The organism is Specibacter sp. NPDC078692 (assembly GCF_040686835.1).
Taxonomy (GTDB): Bacteria; Actinomycetota; Actinomycetes; order Actinomycetales; family Micrococcaceae; genus Specibacter.
Window position 1 is genome coordinate 98,019 of sequence record NZ_JBFBLV010000003.1, and the last position, 15,797, is coordinate 113,815.

Sequence of the window (15,797 nt, forward strand, 5' to 3'; positions counted from 1 at the left end):
GACCCACGAGAACGACCTTTTCTCGCGGATCGATGCACTAGCGGGGTCTCGACAAGCTCTGCCACCGAGCGGGACCACGGCGATTGTCAATCACCGGTAAACTTCTAACAACGTCTCTTTTAGGCCCGGAATCGCGGGCCGAACACCACCATTGAAAGGAATGCTGTGCTGCGCACACATGACCTAGGCTCCTTGCGGGCTGAACATATTGGCCAAACCGTCACGCTTTCGGGCTGGGTTGCCCGCCGCCGTGATCACGGTGGAGTGGCTTTCTTGGACCTGCGTGACGCATCTGGCGTGGCACAGATTGTGGTGCGTGAGGAAGAAGTCTTCCACGCACTGCGTAACGAATTTGTTTTGCAGATCACCGGAACGGTTTCACGCCGTCCCGAGGGCAACGAAAACCCGGCCCTCGCCACGGGTGAGATCGAAGTCATGGCCGATGACGTCGTCGTGCTTAATGAAGCAGCACCGCTGCCCTTCCAAGTTGATGACCACACTGAGGTTGGTGAGGAAGCGCGTCTGAAGCACCGCTACCTGGACCTGCGCCGTCCGGTCATGCAGCGCAACATGCGCCTGCGCTCCGAGGCCAACCGGGTTGCCCGCAACCTGCTGCACGATCAGGGTTACATCGAGATTGAAACCCCCACACTGACGCGCTCCACCCCTGAGGGTGCCCGCGACTTCGTGGTGCCGGCACGTCTGGCTCCCGGTTCTTGGTACGCGCTGCCGCAGTCGCCTCAGCTGTTCAAGCAGCTCCTGCAGGTGGGCGGCTTCGAAAAGTACTACCAGATTGCCCGTTGCTACCGTGACGAAGACTTCCGTGCGGATCGCCAGCCGGAATTCACCCAGCTCGACATCGAGGCCAGCTTCGTTGACCAGGACGACATCATCGCCTTGGGTGAAAAGATCGTCGCCGAGCTGTGGAAGCTGATCGACGTTGAGATCCCGATGCCGATCCAGCGCATGACGTACCGCGATGCCATGGCTCGCTTTGGTTCGGACAAGCCGGATCTGCGCTTCGGCCAGGAACTGAGCGATCTCACCGAATTCTTCAAGGACACCGAATTCGGCGTCTTCAAGGCTCCCTACGTGGGTGCCGTGGTCATGCCCGGCGGTGCTTCGCAGCCTCGCCGCCAGCTCGACGCTTGGCAGGAATGGGCCAAGCAGCGCGGTGCCAAGGGTCTGGCATATGTGTTGATCAAGGAAGAGGGCGAGCTCACCGGACCGGTAGCCAAGAACCTCACCGAGACCGAACGTGCCGGCCTGGCCGACGCTGTTGGTGCCAAGACCGGCGACTGCATCTTCTTCGCCGCCGGCGAGGTGTCCCCCTCCCGCGCGCTGCTCGGCGCCGCTCGTGTTGAGATCGGTCACCGCACCGGCCTGATCAACCCGAAGGACTGGGCGTTCGTATGGGTTGTTGACGCGCCCATGTTCGAGCCCACCAGCGTTGCCGTTGGTTCCGGCGACGTGGCCCTGGGGCACAGCGCCTGGACGGCCGTGCACCACGCGTTCACCTCACCCAAGCCCGAATTCATGGATAACTTCGACACCGATCCGGGCGAGGCGCTGGCTTACGCCTACGACATCGTCTGCAACGGTAACGAAATCGGAGGAGGATCCATCCGTATCCACCGCCGCGACGTCCAGGAGCGCGTCTTCGGTGTCATGGGCATCTCCGAGGCCGAGGCTAATGAGAAGTTCGGCTTCTTGCTGGACGGCTTCAAGTTCGGCGCCCCGCCTCATGGTGGCATCGCCATTGGCTGGGACCGTGCCGTGTCACTTTTGGCCGGTGTGGACTCCATCCGCGACGTCATTGCCTTCCCGAAGTCCGGCGGCGGCTACGACCCCATGACCGAAGCTCCGGCCCCGATTACGGCGCAGCAGCGCAAGGAAGCCGGCGTTGACTTCAAGCCGGAGGCCAAGAAAGCTGACCCCGAAGACAAGGGCGACACCGACGCCAAGTAGTTCTGCGCCACGTAGTTTTATGCGGTTCTGAAATGCCTGCCTTCCCATTGTGGGGAGGCAGGCATTTTGCTTGTCAACGCACGACGGCGGATCCCTCACCTAAGTGGTGGGTGTCCCTCACCTAAGCGGTGGCTGACGACTCGGCAGTGGGCAGCACCCGGTCTGCACGAATGCGAATTCTCTAGAATCGCTGGATGCCCACCAAGACCCAACGCTTGTTCCTTGACCGCCCCCGTTGTGAAGATGCCGATGGCTTGCACCAGATCTGTAGCGATCCACGCGTCTGGAGTCATTTCCCCAGCCTGAGGCATGGCGACATTGAACAGACACAGGTGATGGTGAGCAGATTCATTTCGGCGTGGGACCGTGCTGAGTTAGGCCCGTGGGTTGTCAAGTACCCCAGTGACCAGAGCATCATCGGCTACGGCGGCTGTTCCATCAAAGATGACATCTTTTGGAACCTGGGCTACCGTTTCGCCTTCGATGCTCAAGGCCAAGGCTTCGCAACGGAGCTCTCGCGAGAGGCTGTGAGGCAAGCGAAGCTGAGCCGCCCCGAGCTTCCTCTTGTGGCCTATTTGCTTGAACATAACGTGGCTTCGGCACGCGTTGCCGAGAAGGTTGGCCTGACCCTGCTCCATAGGGGCATCGATGCAGGCAACCCGGATTCGAAAGCGATTCGGCTCGTTTATGCGGACCGGGCTCTGACGGAGGAGCAGCTGGCCCACATCATGCTCTGAGCCTCCGGCAGCCTGCTCCCGGGTTGTTGCGTGCTACCAATCCACTCCCGCAGCTCTGAGGATGGAATTGATCTTCTCCTCGTGTTCGGCGTCCCATTCATCAAGTGTTTGGGCTTGCTCTGCCTGAGCCTTGTCAGAGACGGACTTAAGCACTGATTCGAGGATCTTCGCCGGCACGGCAACGATCCCTTCCTCATCCGCTACGAGGAAGTCGCCAGGATGCACCAGGACTCCGCCGCATTTTACGGGTTGCTGCAACGGCAGGACTACAGCCTTCAGGCCAGGTTTGGGTACTACGGCACGGGCAAATACGGGAAAACCCAGATCACGGATTTCCTGCACGTCACGGATGGCACCGTCAATTATGAGACCGGCGATCCCGCGCCGCTGCGCCACAGCACAGACGTTGCCTCCTGCGATCGCGTGGGAAGAGTCGCCGCCATCGACCACGAGCACGGATCCGGCCGGTGCCCGGTGGATCGCCGCATGGAGCATCAGATTATCGCCCGGAGCGCAGCGGACTGTGTAGGCCGGCCCGCTCAGCCGAGCACCATCCCACAGAGGGCGAATGCCAGGGGACAGGACTTGCTCCCGACTGAGCTGTTCGGCGAAGGCTGTGGGGGAAATGAAGTGTGATGAATCGTTCATTGTGCTTCCTTGTCGGAATTGCGGAGTCTCGTCTATGTGATCCTACGGGTTGGGGCTCAGCTGCCATTAAGCTGTTGCAATGACAATTGCGGCAGCCGGACATCTCGATAAAATTGAGCAGCTCATGAACGCTGCGTGGCCGGCCCCGGATGCCGTAGACGTGGACGGGTGGCTCTTGCGCTCCGCCGGCGGCGTCACTCAACGCGCCAACTCCGTGTGGCCCGTGTCAGCGCCCAGCGATACGGCAGCTGCGCTGGCGTCCACGACGCGTTGGTACGCTGACCGCCACCAACCGGTGATTTTTCAGCTGAGCCACCGTGCTGAAAATGTGGCTCTGGAAGCGCTGCTCGATCAACAGTCCTATAGCAAGCAGTCGCAGACACTCATCATGACCGCCACGGCAGCACTGCGCTCAGCTGATGAGGCCACCCATCCGCCACCGTCAAAAAGCACTATCACCATGACTACTATCCCCACGCAGGACTGGTTGGAACTGTGGTGGAGCGTTGATGGCCGTGGCGGGCCGCAGGAAATGGCTATGGCCCACAGCATTCTTGTAGCCGCCACGGCCCTGTATGCCACGGCCCATGATGATGAGGGCAGGGCCGTGGGTACCGGGCGCCTGGCCATGCCGCAGCTAGGCAAGCCAGCAGGCTCCGAAGCATGGGGAGGGATCTACTCCATGGCCGTCCACCCTCAAGCGCGGCGCCGCGGCATCGCCACCCAAATCCTCAACGCCCTGACGGCGGCCGGGACAGAGCGGGGTCTGCGCAACTACTGGCTCATGGTGACAGCTGCCAACGATGGAGCCCAGGAGCTGTACGGTCGCGCCGGATTCGCCGAACAAGGCCGTTACCACTACCGGCAGGCACCTCTGCGGCGTGCCCTCGGCGCCTGCTGAGACGCTGACTAGGACCCTATTCGGCACAAAACGCGGGTGATCCGCTGGCACATGATCCTGGCACACCCGTGTTAGCTGCCCAAACGATTCGCGCATCGCCGGCGTAGGCTAGCTAGCTCCCCACGGGATCGGTGATGGTGATCCGGACGGAGCAGAAATCACCGGCGGCCTTCTGCAGCACTGCCATGTTCGGATCGGTGACGGCCAACGGGGCTAAACGGGACTGCTGGGCAACAGCACCGAGCGCGGGCGTCGCCAAGACCGATTCCACCAGTGCCTTATCGCCTCCCGTAGCCACATATTCGAAGCCCTGACCCGAAAAAACTTTGGCGGCCTCGCCAGCAGCGCGCTGCACTACGGCGGCGCCAGCGTCCGCGCCGCGGGACCGTGCCCCTGCCGTTCCCACCTTGTGTGCCAGCAACTTCCCACCCACAGCGACGCCCACGGCAAAGCCGCCCCGGCGTACCAACACCAAACCAAGACGGCGTTCCTGGGCCGCTAAGGAAACCACCCGGTCCATCAGCCCGGCGCCCCGGCCGGGACGTCCGTCGTCGGGCCACGGCGGGGTGAGTAGCGCGGTGGCGCCGTCGCGCATGGCTAGCATGACGCCGTCGTCCGTGTCTGTTGTGGCGGCCAAGCCGCGGTGGGAGGCGGCGAAACGATCCACCCAACCGAGAAGGCGGGCGGGCGGAACAAGGGCGGTGCGCTGGGCTGGGTTCACGCTGCCAGACTACCGGGCGATAGCCTAGAGGGGTGAGTGACCTCTTTAGCGCCCTGCACGGGGACGATGACTCGGACGACGACGGCACCCTCGCCTTGGGCGGCGGGACCTTCGGCGGTGCCAGTGCCGAGCCGGGATCGCGCCCGCGCAGCCCGCTAGCCGTGCGCATGCGCCCCCGCAGCTTGGATGAAGTGGTGGGCCAACAACATCTGCTGGGACAGGGATCGCCCTTGCAAATGCTGGCCGCCGGCGGCAGTGGCGGGGGAGCGGCTGGGCCTGCATCGGTCATGCTCTGGGGCCCTCCGGGAACGGGTAAGACCACGCTGGCCCATGTCATTGCCCGCGGCCCGGGGCGAAAGTTTGTTGAACTCTCCGCTATCACTGCCGGGGTCAAGGACGTGCGCCGGGTCATGGATCAGGCACTGACCGACAGAGACTTGCACGGGCGCACCACAGTGCTGTTCCTGGATGAGATCCACCGCTTCAACAAGGCCCAGCAGGATGCGTTGTTGCCGGGAGTGGAAAACCGGTGGGTGGTGCTGATTGCTGCCACCACGGAGAACCCGTCGTTCTCCGTGGTGGCGCCGTTGCTCTCACGGTCTATTTTGCTGACCCTGCAACCGTTGACCAATGCCGACATTCAAGGTCTGCTCGAGCGGGCGATCACTGATTCGCGTGGTTTGGATGGGCTGGTCACTGTCACCGATGATGCCATGGACCACCTGGTCCGCTTGGCCAGTGGCGATGCCCGGCGAGCCCTGACAACATTGGAGGCCGCCGCCGGCGTGGCGCTGTCCGAACTGTCTGTCTCCGAAGTGGCTGCCGATGCTGCAGACGAACCCGTGGTAGTTGATCTGGCTGTTGCCGAGCGCGCCATTGACGCTGCCGCTGTCCGCTACGACCGGGCTGGGGATCAGCACTATGACATCATCAGTGCCTTCATTAAGTCTGTACGCGGGTCCGACGTTGATGCCGCATTGCACTACTTGGCCCGGATGTTGGAGGCGGGGGAGGACCCTCGCTTCATCAGCCGCCGCATCATGATCTCTGCCTCAGAGGATGTGGGCATGGCGGATCCAACGGCGTTGCAGACTGCCGTGGCCGCAGCCCAAGCGGTGGCCTTGATTGGCATGCCGGAGGCCCGGATAATTCTGGCCCAGGCCGTGGTTCATGTGGCGACGGCACCCAAGTCGAACGCTTCCTATAACGGCATCAATGCGGCGGTGGCCGATGTTCGGGCAGGTAAGGGCACCACCGTTCCGGCGCCGCTGCGCGATGCTCACTATGCGGGCTCTGCCGGATTGGGTCATGGCAAGGGCTACATTTACGCCCACGATGCCCCGCACTCCATCGCCGTGCAGCAATATCCGCCGGATGACTTGGTGGGCAAGAACTACTACACGCCCACAGCCAACGGCCATGAACGCGATCTGGGCCCGCGGCTCACCCGGTTGCGAGAAATTGTTCGTGGCACCGGTCCTGTGAAATAGCACGTCCCACCGGGGTACTCTGCGCCGTCGGGCATGGGCGGTGATCCGGGGCGGCGGGCGCGGGCAAGGGCACCCGGGTAGCAGCTACCAGGCCGCTATCAAGTGGTAGAGTTGACTCCGCACTGGCAAGCTCTGGCTCCATGCACAACATCCTCGTACGGTGATACCGGCTTTCGGCCGCTTATTTACCGTGCTTTCAAGGATCTGTTGTCTATGCCCAGGTGCTGTAGCAATGGGTTGCAATAGCCCAAACTCTCCACAATGGAGGCCAGACAATTACGTATTGCACATATTGGAAGGACACAAGTGGCTAACAACACACGTGCCCGCCGTCAGGCCCGCCTTTCGCGGTCCCTCGGCATTGCCCTGACTCCCAAGGCCGCCAAGTACCTGGAGCGCCGCCCGTACGGCCCCGGTGAGCATGGCCGCGCCCGCAAGAAGCAGGACAGCGACTACGCCGTACGTCTGCGCGAAAAGCAGCGTCTGCGCGCCCAGTACGGCATCCGCGAAGCACAGATGACCCGTGCCTTCGAAGAAGCCAAGCACACCAAGGGCATGACCGGTGAAAACCTGGTTGAGATCCTTGAAAGCCGTTTGGACGCCCTGGTTCTGCGTGCAGGCTTCGCCCGCACCACCGCCCAGGCTCGCCAGCTGGTTGTGCACCGCCACATCATGGTCGACGGCGCCCGCGTGGACCGCCCGTCGTTCCGCGTTGCCGAGGGTCAGCTGATCCACGTGCACCCGCGCAGCCAGACCATGGTTCCCCTGCAGCTTGCTGCAGCCGGCGCCCACCGCGACGTGCTCCCCGCCGTCCCGGCATACTTGGACGTGAAGCTGGAGAGCCTGCAGGCTCGCCTGGTTCGCAAGCCCAAGCGTGCCGAGGTTCCCGTAACCTGTGAAGAGCAGCTGGTTGTTGAATTCTACTCACGCTAAATCTTCTTAGCATTGAGTAGAGCTCGATTCATTCGATGCTTGAAACACAAAACAGCCCGTGGCATCCGCCGCGGGCTGTTTTGTACCCACCCACCGATACTTTTGGACTAAGGTACTTTGGGGAAAGATGTTGCATAAGGTCAAAGCCGAGCAAAGCTCAGTAATAGCTCAGTAATAGCTCAGTAATAGCTCAGCAGTAGCTCAGCAATGGTTGGGCAACATTGGCCACACGTGTTTAAAGACGAGTTAACGAATTGAGGCGGCACACAGATGAGTGGTGGCGACATTGCAGGACTGATCGCAGCAGGAGTTTTTGCCGTTTTAGTGGCGTTGCTGGCAGTGCCGATCCTCAAACTAGGCAAGGTCTTCGACGAAGTCCGCGTGACCATCAAGCAGATTGGTGATGGCACCACGCCCCTGATCGACGAGGTCACGGCCACCGTTGCCACGACCAACACGCAGCTGGGCAAGGTGGATGGAATCTCCAATAACGTCTCGGACGCCACCGCCAACATCTCAGCTCTCTCCGCGCTGGTGGCCGCAACCATCGGCTCCCCGCTGATCAAGGTTGCCGCATTCTCCTACGGCGTCCGCCAAGCCTTTGCTGGCCGCGGAAAACCCACCCGCGCCCGGCGCAGCCGCTAAACGGAACCTCCTCAAGGAAAAACCATGAAGAAAATCTTTTGGCTCGGCGTCGGCATCACTGTTGGTGTCATCGCAGCCCGTAAAATTACTGCCGCCAAAGGCGCGCTCGGTCCTGCCGGACTCAACCGTGCCGTGGGACAAATGAGCGACGCCGTTCACGACTTCGCCGACGCTCTCCGTGAGAACATGAATCAACGCGAAAGTGACCTCCGGATTGCTTTGGGTGTGGATCAGGACCCCTCCGCCACTCGTCGCTGATCTACTACTGATGCACAAACCGGCCGGCATCTGCCCGTCCACCATGCTGCCTCACCACGCTGCGCGGCAGTCGCCAGTGCAGCCAAGCTTTTGCCCGATAGAACTATTGAAGGAGCCACCAGGCTAATGAAATCGCACGATATTGCACGCCGCTGGGTAGATTTTTTCACCAGCAAGCAACATACCCCCGTGCCCTCGGCCTCACTGGTGTCCTCCGACCCGTCATTGCTCTTTACCGTGGCCGGCATGGTCCCGTTCATTCCGTACCTGACAGCCCGCGAGGTGCCGCCGTTCAAGCGCGCAACCAGTGTCCAAAAGTGCATCCGCACCGGTGACATTGAAGAAGTCGGCAAGACGGTCCGTCACGGCACCTTCTTCCAGATGTGCGGTAACTTCTCCTTCGGGGACTACTTCAAGGAAACAGCCATTCCCTACGCCTGGGAACTGCTCACCTCCTCCATTGACGACGGCGGTTACGGACTCCCAGCCGATCGACTGTGGGTCACGGTGTACACCGAAGACGACGAAGCGTACGGCATCTGGCGCGATGTGGTGGGCGTGCCCACCGACCGGATCCAGCGCATCGGCAAGGAAGATAACTACTGGTCCACCGGCCAGCCCGGCCCGGCTGGCCCCTGCTCGGAAATCTTCTACGACCGTGGCCCCGAATACGGCATTGACGGTGGCCCGATTGCCGACGAAACCCGCTACATTGAAATCTGGAACCTCGTGTTCATGCAGTACCAGATTGACAATGTCACTTCCAAGGTTGACTTTGACGTGGTGGGCGAACTGCCCAACAAGAACATTGACACCGGTCTGGGTCTGGAACGTTTGGCCATGATTCTCCAAGGCGTGGAGAACATGTACGAGACCGATCAGGTCCGCCCCGTCCTGGATAAAGCCGCAGAGCTTTCCGGCAGGAGCTACACCTCCACTGAGGACCCCGCCGATCCGCACCACATCGACGATGTGCGCATGCGCGTTGTTGCCGATCACATCCGTTCGGCTTTGATGTTGATTTCCGACGGCGTCACCCCCTCCAACGAAGGCCGCGGCTATGTGCTGCGTCGCCTGATCCGCCGTGCCGTGCGCTCCATGCGGCTCCTCGGTGTGGAAACCGCCGTGTTGCCTGAGTTGCTGCCGGTTTCCCGCGACGCCATGAAGGGCGCCTACCCCGAGGTTGAGACTGACTTCGCCCGGATCTCACGCATCGCTTACGCCGAAGAAAAGTCCTTCCTGCGCACCATCGCCAGCGGCACCGCCCGTTTGGAGGAAGCGGTCAAGGAATCCAAGGCTGCCAACACCAACCTCTCGGCCACCGAAGCGTTCGCGTTGCATGACACCTACGGTTTCCCGATCGATCTGACGCTGGAAATGGCCGGCGAAGCTGGTCTGGCTGTGGACGAGGCCGGATTCCGTGCCCTCATGCTCGAGCAGCGCCAACGCGCCCAGAAGGACGCCAAGTCCAAGAAAAGTGGCCACGCCGATCTTTCCGTCTTCCACGAGCTGCTGGCCCAGGGCGAGACGGTCTTCACCGGATACACCGAGCTGGAAGGTGAGGGCCGGGTTCGCTCCATCCTCGCCAACGGGGTCTCGGTGCAGCACGCCTCCACCGGCGATGAGATCTCCCTCGTTTTGGACGCCACCCCGTTCTACGCCGAGGCTGGTGGCCAGGCTGCCGATGCCGGTCTGATCACCGGTGACGGCTTCGTTGTCGAGGTACTGGACGTACAAAAGCCCATCAAGGGACTGAGTGTGCATCAGGCCATCGTGCGCGAAGGTGAACTGCCGGCCGACGCTTTGGTGCGTGCCGCAGTCGACCGTGAACGCCGTCATGCCGCGGAACAGGCGCACACGGGAACGCACATTGTGCACGCTGCACTGCACCAGATCCTCGGCCCGGAAGCCCTCCAGCGCGGTTCCTATAACAAGGCTGGCTACCTGCGCTTCGACTTCTCCTGGGGCGAGGGCCTGAGCACGGCTACCCGCTCAGAAATCGAGGAAGTGGCTAACCTTGCCATCCGCAACAACTTCCGCGTTGACACCAAGGTCATGGACCTCGATGCTGCCAAGTCCCTGGGCGCCATGGCACTCTTCGGGGAGAACTACGGTTCAGAGGTGCGGGTTGTGGAGATCGACGGCGCCTGGTCCCGTGAGCTGTGCGGCGGTACCCATGTGGATAGCACCTCCCGTATCGGTTCGCTGACCCTGTTGGGCGAGCAGTCAGTTGGCTCCGGAAACCGCCGTGTCGAAGCTTTTGTCGGCATGGACGCCTTCCGTCACCTGGCTGCCGAGCGCGCCCTGGTCAGCTCTCTCTCTGAGATGTTGAAGGTTCCCTCGAACCTGGTGCCTGAGCGTGTGGCCGCAACCTTGGCCAAGCTCAAGCACGCCGAGAAGGACCTGGAGCGCCTGCGCAAGGAACAGCTCAGCGCCGCCGCGGCCACACTGGTGGGCTCCGCTGTGGACGCCAACGGTGTGCGTGTTATTGCGCACGACGCCGGTGAAGTCAGCAGTGCTGATGACCTGCGTGGGCTGGCACTGGACCTGCGCGATCGTCTCGGCTCCGCGCCGTCGACCATTGCCGTGGCAGGCGCCAGCAACGGCCGCCCCATCATCTTGGTGGTCACCAACGAGGCCGCCCGCGAGGCAGGCGTCAAGGCCGGCAACTTAGTCAAGTTGGCCTCCGGCATCTTGGGCGGTGGCGGCGGTGGAAAGCCGGATATGGCTCAGGGTGGCGGCCAGGACGTCAACGCTATCGGCGCCGCACTGGCTGCCGTCAGCGATGCCGTAAAGATGCGATCCTAGGGCTTTTGTGGCTGCGAAGAATTACCCGCAAGGGGTCAAACTTGGTGTGGATGTAGGCATGGTTCGGGTGGGGTTGGCAACATGTGACCCCGACGGAATTCTGGCCACACCCGTGAAGACCCTGAGCCGGGACACAAAGAAGAATAGTGACATCAAGGTGGTCGTCAAAGAGACGGCCAACCGTGGTGCGCAGCAAATCTTTGTGGGCCTGCCCCGCACCATGAAGGGTGAGGAAAAGGCGTCGGCCGAAATGGCCCGCAGCTACGCCCAGCAGCTTGCGAATATGCTGGCGGCCGCGGGGCAGGATGTCCCGGTGTTGCTGGTGGATGAGCGGTTGACCACTGTCAGCGCGCACCAAGCACTACGCCAAGCTGGTCTGGACACCCGCGAACACCGTAAAGTAGTAGATCAAGTGGCGGCGGTTGAAATACTGCAACATGCCTTAGATATGCAAAAAGCGCGCAATTCCGATGTCGGGGAGCTCGTGCGCGCAGTCAAGTCGGACGTTTTGGGGACAGCCGATTCACCTGAACACGAAAAGGGTCTCACCATTTCCAGCTCTTACAATGCGCCCGTCGCCACGCAGGAGGCGCCATGAGTGATCAGTTCCGAAAGCGTGATCGGACCCCTCACGGGAGTCAGGGCGCCGATCGCCATGGTGCTGCCCCATTTGACGCTGCCCGGCCTTTTGACGCTGCACAGCAGCAGGGTGCCACTCATCCCTATGACGACGAGCAGCCCGACGGCGAAACGTACTGGCAGGACGGCAGCGAGGACACGCTGTACACCGGCCACTCTGACTACGAGCATTACGAAGAGAACGAGCACGGGCAAGAGCAAGAGCACGGGCACCCCGAGGCTTACGATTCTGTTGCTTATGACCCGGCAGCAGCGGCAGCTTTGCCGTCCCGCCGCACCAGCCGTGTCTCCAAGCGTGTGCGCAAGCGCCGCCGCACCCTAGTGTTCTTGGTGATCTTGGTCTTGTTCGGCGCCGTGGTCTACTTCGCGGTCCAGACCGTTAAACCTATGCTGGGCGGATTCACTGTGCCGGACTATCCAGGTCCCGGATCCGGAAACGTGCAGATTGTGGTGCCCGAAGGTGCCACCGGACGCACGGTAGCCACTGAGCTCAAGTCCAAGGATGTGGTGGCCAGCGAGCAGGCCTTCCTTGACGCACTCAAGGCCGCCGAAGGATCGGCATCGCTGCAGCCGGGCGAATTCTCCATGAAGACCCAGATGAAGGCCGCCGACGCGGTCACCATTTTGTTGAACGTCAGCGATTCCAAGGTCGATTACGCGGCCGTTGCCCAGAACCTGCGCATCAACGAGGTGCTGGCAGTACTGGCCAAGAGCACCGGGCTTCCCGAAGCTGAGTTCACCGCACTCGCCAATCAGCCGAAGCTCTTTGGGCTGCCAGCTCAGGCTAAAAACCTTGAAGGGTATCTGGCCCCGGGGGAGTACCGTTTCCCGATTGAGCTCGACGCCAAGGAGATCCTGACCGAGATGGTCACCGGCACCATGAAGTCCCTCACGGACACCGGCGTCACCGATCCGGCGGAGCAATTCCGTGTGCTGACCATCGCCAGCATCATTGAATTCGAAGGCAACGAGGCTAACTACGCCAAGATTTCCGGTGCCATTGAGAACCGCATCAATAACCCCAACGGTGAAACGGGCGGACGCCTGGAATCCGATGCCACCGTGGCCTATGGTCTGGGGCTGAAAACCTATAACATCACGGCTGCGCAGAAGGCCGACGCGTCGAATCTGTACAATACCTTCGCTAATCCAGGGCTTCCCGTGGGTCCCATTGGTTCCCCGGGTATCAAGGCGATTCAGGCTGCCGCGCACCCTGAAACCAATCCGTACTACTTCTGGGTCACGATTAATCTGAAGACTGGTGAGACCCTGTATGCAGCGACTTTTGCTGAGCACCAGGTAAATGTTGCCAAATACGTGGCTTGGTGCGACGCCAATCCGGGGGCGTGCAGCTAAGTGACGAGCCAGCGACAAGGAGCGGTGTTGGGACACCCGATTGGGCATTCCAAATCACCGGCCCTGCACAACGCCGCCTATCAGCTGCTGGGGGCTGATTTCAGCTACCGCGCCATCGACGTCGAGGAATCGGGGATGGCTGACTTGCTGGCGCAGGTGCGTGCTGAGGGGAATTGGTACGGCCTCTCGGTCACCATGCCCTTGAAGAACGTGGCTGTGGAGCTGGTCGATGAACTCAGTGACGTGGCCCGTACCCTGGGCGCAGTCAACACCATCATCGCTACCACGGACGACGCCGGAGCCACCTTCCTGCGCGGCGATAACACCGATGTGGCTGGGATTGTGAACGCCTTGCGGCACGCCGGTGTGGGGGAGCGGCCCCGGGCCGCTATTCTCGGCGGCGGCGGCACAGCTGTCTCTGCCCTTGCGGCGTTGGTTGATTTGGAAGCCACGGACATTGTTGTGTTCGTGCGTAATCCGGTCAAGGCTGCTGGGACCCTCGAGGTGGCTGCTGCCTTGGCCGCCCCTGCAAGACTGGAATCCTTTGCTGGTACAGCACGGGATCTTGGTGGCTTTGACGTGGTCATTTCCACCCTACCGCCGCGGGCTGCCGATGGCCTGGCAGCAGAATTTTTGGCCACCGGTGATTCGCCGGCCGGTGTCCTCTTGGACGTGGCCTACGATCCTTGGCCCAGCGCACTGGCGCAGGCATGGGAGTCACGCGGGGGAACCGTGGTGGCTGGCATTGAAATGCTTTTGTACCAAGGTGTGGAACAAGTCAAGCTGTTCGCGGAGGCCGGAGGATACGGCACCATCGCAACAGATACACAAGGGGACGTCATCAATGTGATGTGCGACGCAATTGGCGTGCACAGGCGGAATCCCCACGATGAGAACATGGCAGGATAGAGAGTATGTTGCGTTGGTTGACCGCCGGAGAATCACATGGCCCGGCCCTAGTTGGAATTATTGAAGGCGTCCCCGCCGGTGTAGAGCTCACGAGCGCCCACATCCGGGACGCCCTTGCGCGCCGCCGTCTAGGCTATGGCCGCGGCGCCCGCATGAAGTTTGAGCAGGACGTGGTCACCATTTTGGGTGGCGTCCGCCACGGGCTCACCCAAGGCGGTCCGGTGGCCATTCAGATCGCCAACTCCGAATGGCCCAAGTGGGAGGCGATCATGTCCGCTGACCCCGTGGATGCCGCCGAGTTGGAGGGCCAGGCCCGGAACGCTCCCTTGACGCGCCCTCGCCCCGGCCATGCAGATTTCACCGGCATGCAGAAGTACGGCTTCAGCGAAGCGCGTCCCGTCTTGGAGCGCGCCAGCGCCCGCGAAACAGCCACCCGCGTGGCCCTCGGCGTAGTGGCTGCACAGATGCTCGCCGCCGTCGGCGTCGAACTGGTCAGCCACACCGTGCAGATTGCCGGTGTCGCCTCACCGGAGACAGCCGCACTGCCGGTACTCGCCGACGTTGCAGCCCTAGACGCCGATCCGCTGCGCTGCTTTGACGCAGCTACCTCAGCGGCCATGGTGGAGGAAGTCGATACCGCCCAGAAGCAGGGCGAAACCCTCGGTGGTGTGGTTGAGGTGCTCGCCTACAACCTGCCTCCCGGCCTAGGCAGCTACGTGCACTGGGACCGCCGCCTGGACTCCCGCCTGGCCGGAGCCCTCATGGGCATCCAGGCCATCAAGGGCGTTGAAGTTGGCGACGGTTTTGCCACGGCAGCCCGCCGCGGTTCCGCAGCACACGACGAAATTGTGCGGGATGACTCCGGGCGAATCATCCGCACCTCCAACCGCGCAGGCGGCATCGAGGGTGGCATGAGCATTGGCGACGTACTGCGTGTACGCGCTGCCATGAAGCCCATTGCCACCGTGCCCCGGGCGTTGAAGACCATTGACGTCGCCACGGGTGAGCCCGCCAAGGCCCACCACCAGCGCTCGGACGTGTGTGCGGTTCCCGCCGCCGGCGTCGTCGCGGAAGCCATGACCGCTCTGGTGCTGGCCGAGGCTCTCGTGGAGAAGTTTGGTGGCGACTCCATCCAGGAGACCAAGCGCAACATGGACAGCTACCTGGCAGCAATCCCTGCCAATCTGGATACTCAGGACCACTGATGGTTGTGGGCAGGGATTCGGTGGGGGCCCCGGACTTCACCCCCCAACGGCCTATCGTCATGATCGGCCCCATGGCTGTGGGAAAGTCGGTCATTGGGGCCGAACTGGCCCGCGTGCTGGGCCTGCCGTTCGTGGATTCTGACCACAAGATCGTGGCCAAGCACGGGCCCGTTCCACGGATTTTCGCGGCCCGGGGTGAACACCACTTTCGGCAGCTCGAAGCCAAGGCCATCGCCGATGTCCTGGACTCCCCAGATCCAGCGCCGGTGGTGCTGTCCTTGGGTGGCGGCGCTGTCCTGGACTCCGGAACCCAGCAATTGCTGGCCCGGGCCACCGTAGTTTTCCTGCGTGCAGAACTGGACACCGTCCGGGAGCGCATTACTCGCAACACCGGCCGGCCCCTGTTGGCGGCCGATCCGGTAGCCACCTGGGAACGCTTGGCCGCCATCCGTGGCCCTGTGTACGCCCGGCTGGCCGACATCACCCTTGATGTGGGCCATTCAAATGTGCCGCAGCTCGTTGAGCGGCTGATCCACCTGCTGGCAGCAGAATCCAGAAAAGAGAAGCTCTAAACCGTGA

Annotated in this window: 15 protein-coding genes; 13 read left to right on the plus strand and 2 right to left on the minus strand. The window is 62.1% G+C overall.

Annotation, left to right across the window (positions count from 1 at the left end; translation table 11 throughout):
* The first annotated feature begins 165 nt into the window (after positions 1-165).
* Positions 166-1,968: an aspartate--tRNA ligase gene (gene aspS, locus AB0O97_RS03195; RefSeq protein ID WP_363879823.1), complete on the plus strand. Its 1,803-nt coding sequence runs from the start codon at positions 166-168 to the stop codon at positions 1,966-1,968.
* Positions 1,969-2,162: 194 nt separating this feature from the next.
* Positions 2,163-2,705 (plus strand): GNAT family N-acetyltransferase, encoded by a 543-nt coding sequence (locus tag AB0O97_RS03200; RefSeq protein WP_363879826.1) that lies wholly within the window; start codon positions 2,163-2,165, stop codon positions 2,703-2,705.
* 33 nt (positions 2,706-2,738) lie between these two features.
* Here the strand turns inward: AB0O97_RS03200 and AB0O97_RS03205 are convergent, their stop codons facing one another.
* Positions 2,739-3,353 (minus strand): RraA family protein, encoded by a 615-nt coding sequence (locus AB0O97_RS03205; protein ID WP_363839883.1) that lies wholly within the window; start codon positions 3,351-3,353, stop codon positions 2,739-2,741.
* Positions 3,354-3,432: 79 nt separating this feature from the next.
* Between AB0O97_RS03205 and AB0O97_RS03210 the strand changes: the two genes are divergently transcribed.
* Positions 3,433-4,254 carry a GNAT family N-acetyltransferase gene (locus AB0O97_RS03210; protein WP_363839880.1) on the plus strand — a complete coding sequence of 274 codons (822 nt, stop codon included), beginning with the start codon at positions 3,433-3,435 and terminating at the stop codon, positions 4,252-4,254.
* A 112-nt stretch (positions 4,255-4,366) separates the two neighbouring features.
* On the opposite strand, the gene AB0O97_RS03215 is transcribed toward AB0O97_RS03210, so the two are convergent.
* On the minus strand, positions 4,367-4,975 hold the full coding sequence (locus AB0O97_RS03215) for an acVLRF1 family peptidyl-tRNA hydrolase (protein ID WP_363879829.1): 609 nt from the start codon (positions 4,973-4,975) through the stop codon (positions 4,367-4,369).
* 32 nt (positions 4,976-5,007) lie between these two features.
* Between AB0O97_RS03215 and AB0O97_RS03220 the strand changes: the two genes are divergently transcribed.
* The 10 genes from AB0O97_RS03220 (at position 5,008) to AB0O97_RS03265 (ending at position 15,790) form a co-directional block, all read left to right on the plus strand.
* Positions 5,008-6,465, plus strand: coding sequence for a replication-associated recombination protein A (locus tag AB0O97_RS03220; RefSeq protein WP_363879832.1), 1,458 nt, complete (start codon positions 5,008-5,010; stop codon positions 6,463-6,465).
* 306 nt (positions 6,466-6,771) lie between these two features.
* Complete coding sequence (gene rpsD, locus AB0O97_RS03225) at positions 6,772-7,398, plus strand: 30S ribosomal protein S4 (RefSeq protein WP_363839875.1); 627 nt, start codon at positions 6,772-6,774, stop codon at positions 7,396-7,398.
* 270 nt (positions 7,399-7,668) lie between these two features.
* A complete protein-coding gene (locus tag AB0O97_RS03230) occupies positions 7,669-8,043 on the plus strand; it encodes a DUF948 domain-containing protein (protein WP_363839872.1) in 375 nt (124 codons plus the stop codon).
* Positions 8,044-8,067: 24 nt separating this feature from the next.
* Positions 8,068-8,301, plus strand: coding sequence for a hypothetical protein (locus AB0O97_RS03235; protein ID WP_363839869.1), 234 nt, complete (start codon positions 8,068-8,070; stop codon positions 8,299-8,301).
* Between the two features lie 126 nt (positions 8,302-8,427).
* Entirely contained in the window at positions 8,428-11,109 is a 2,682-nt protein-coding gene (gene alaS / locus AB0O97_RS03240; protein WP_363879835.1) for an alanine--tRNA ligase, read from the plus strand.
* A gap of 7 nt (positions 11,110-11,116) precedes the next feature.
* A complete protein-coding gene (gene ruvX, locus AB0O97_RS03245; RefSeq protein WP_363839863.1) occupies positions 11,117-11,707 on the plus strand; it encodes a Holliday junction resolvase RuvX in 591 nt (196 codons plus the stop codon).
* Positions 11,704-13,104, plus strand: coding sequence for an endolytic transglycosylase MltG (mltG, locus tag AB0O97_RS03250; RefSeq protein ID WP_363879838.1), 1,401 nt, complete (start codon positions 11,704-11,706; stop codon positions 13,102-13,104). The genes ruvX and mltG overlap by 4 nt, the downstream gene beginning before the upstream one ends.
* Positions 13,105-14,013 (plus strand): shikimate dehydrogenase, encoded by a 909-nt coding sequence (locus tag AB0O97_RS03255; protein WP_363879841.1) that lies wholly within the window; start codon positions 13,105-13,107, stop codon positions 14,011-14,013.
* A gap of 5 nt (positions 14,014-14,018) precedes the next feature.
* Entirely contained in the window at positions 14,019-15,218 is a 1,200-nt protein-coding gene (gene aroC / locus AB0O97_RS03260; protein ID WP_363839854.1) for a chorismate synthase, read from the plus strand.
* Positions 15,218-15,790 carry a shikimate kinase gene (locus tag AB0O97_RS03265; RefSeq protein WP_363839851.1) on the plus strand — a complete coding sequence of 191 codons (573 nt, stop codon included), beginning with the start codon at positions 15,218-15,220 and terminating at the stop codon, positions 15,788-15,790. The genes aroC and AB0O97_RS03265 overlap by 1 nt, the downstream gene beginning before the upstream one ends.
* Positions 15,791-15,797: the final 7 nt, after the last annotated feature.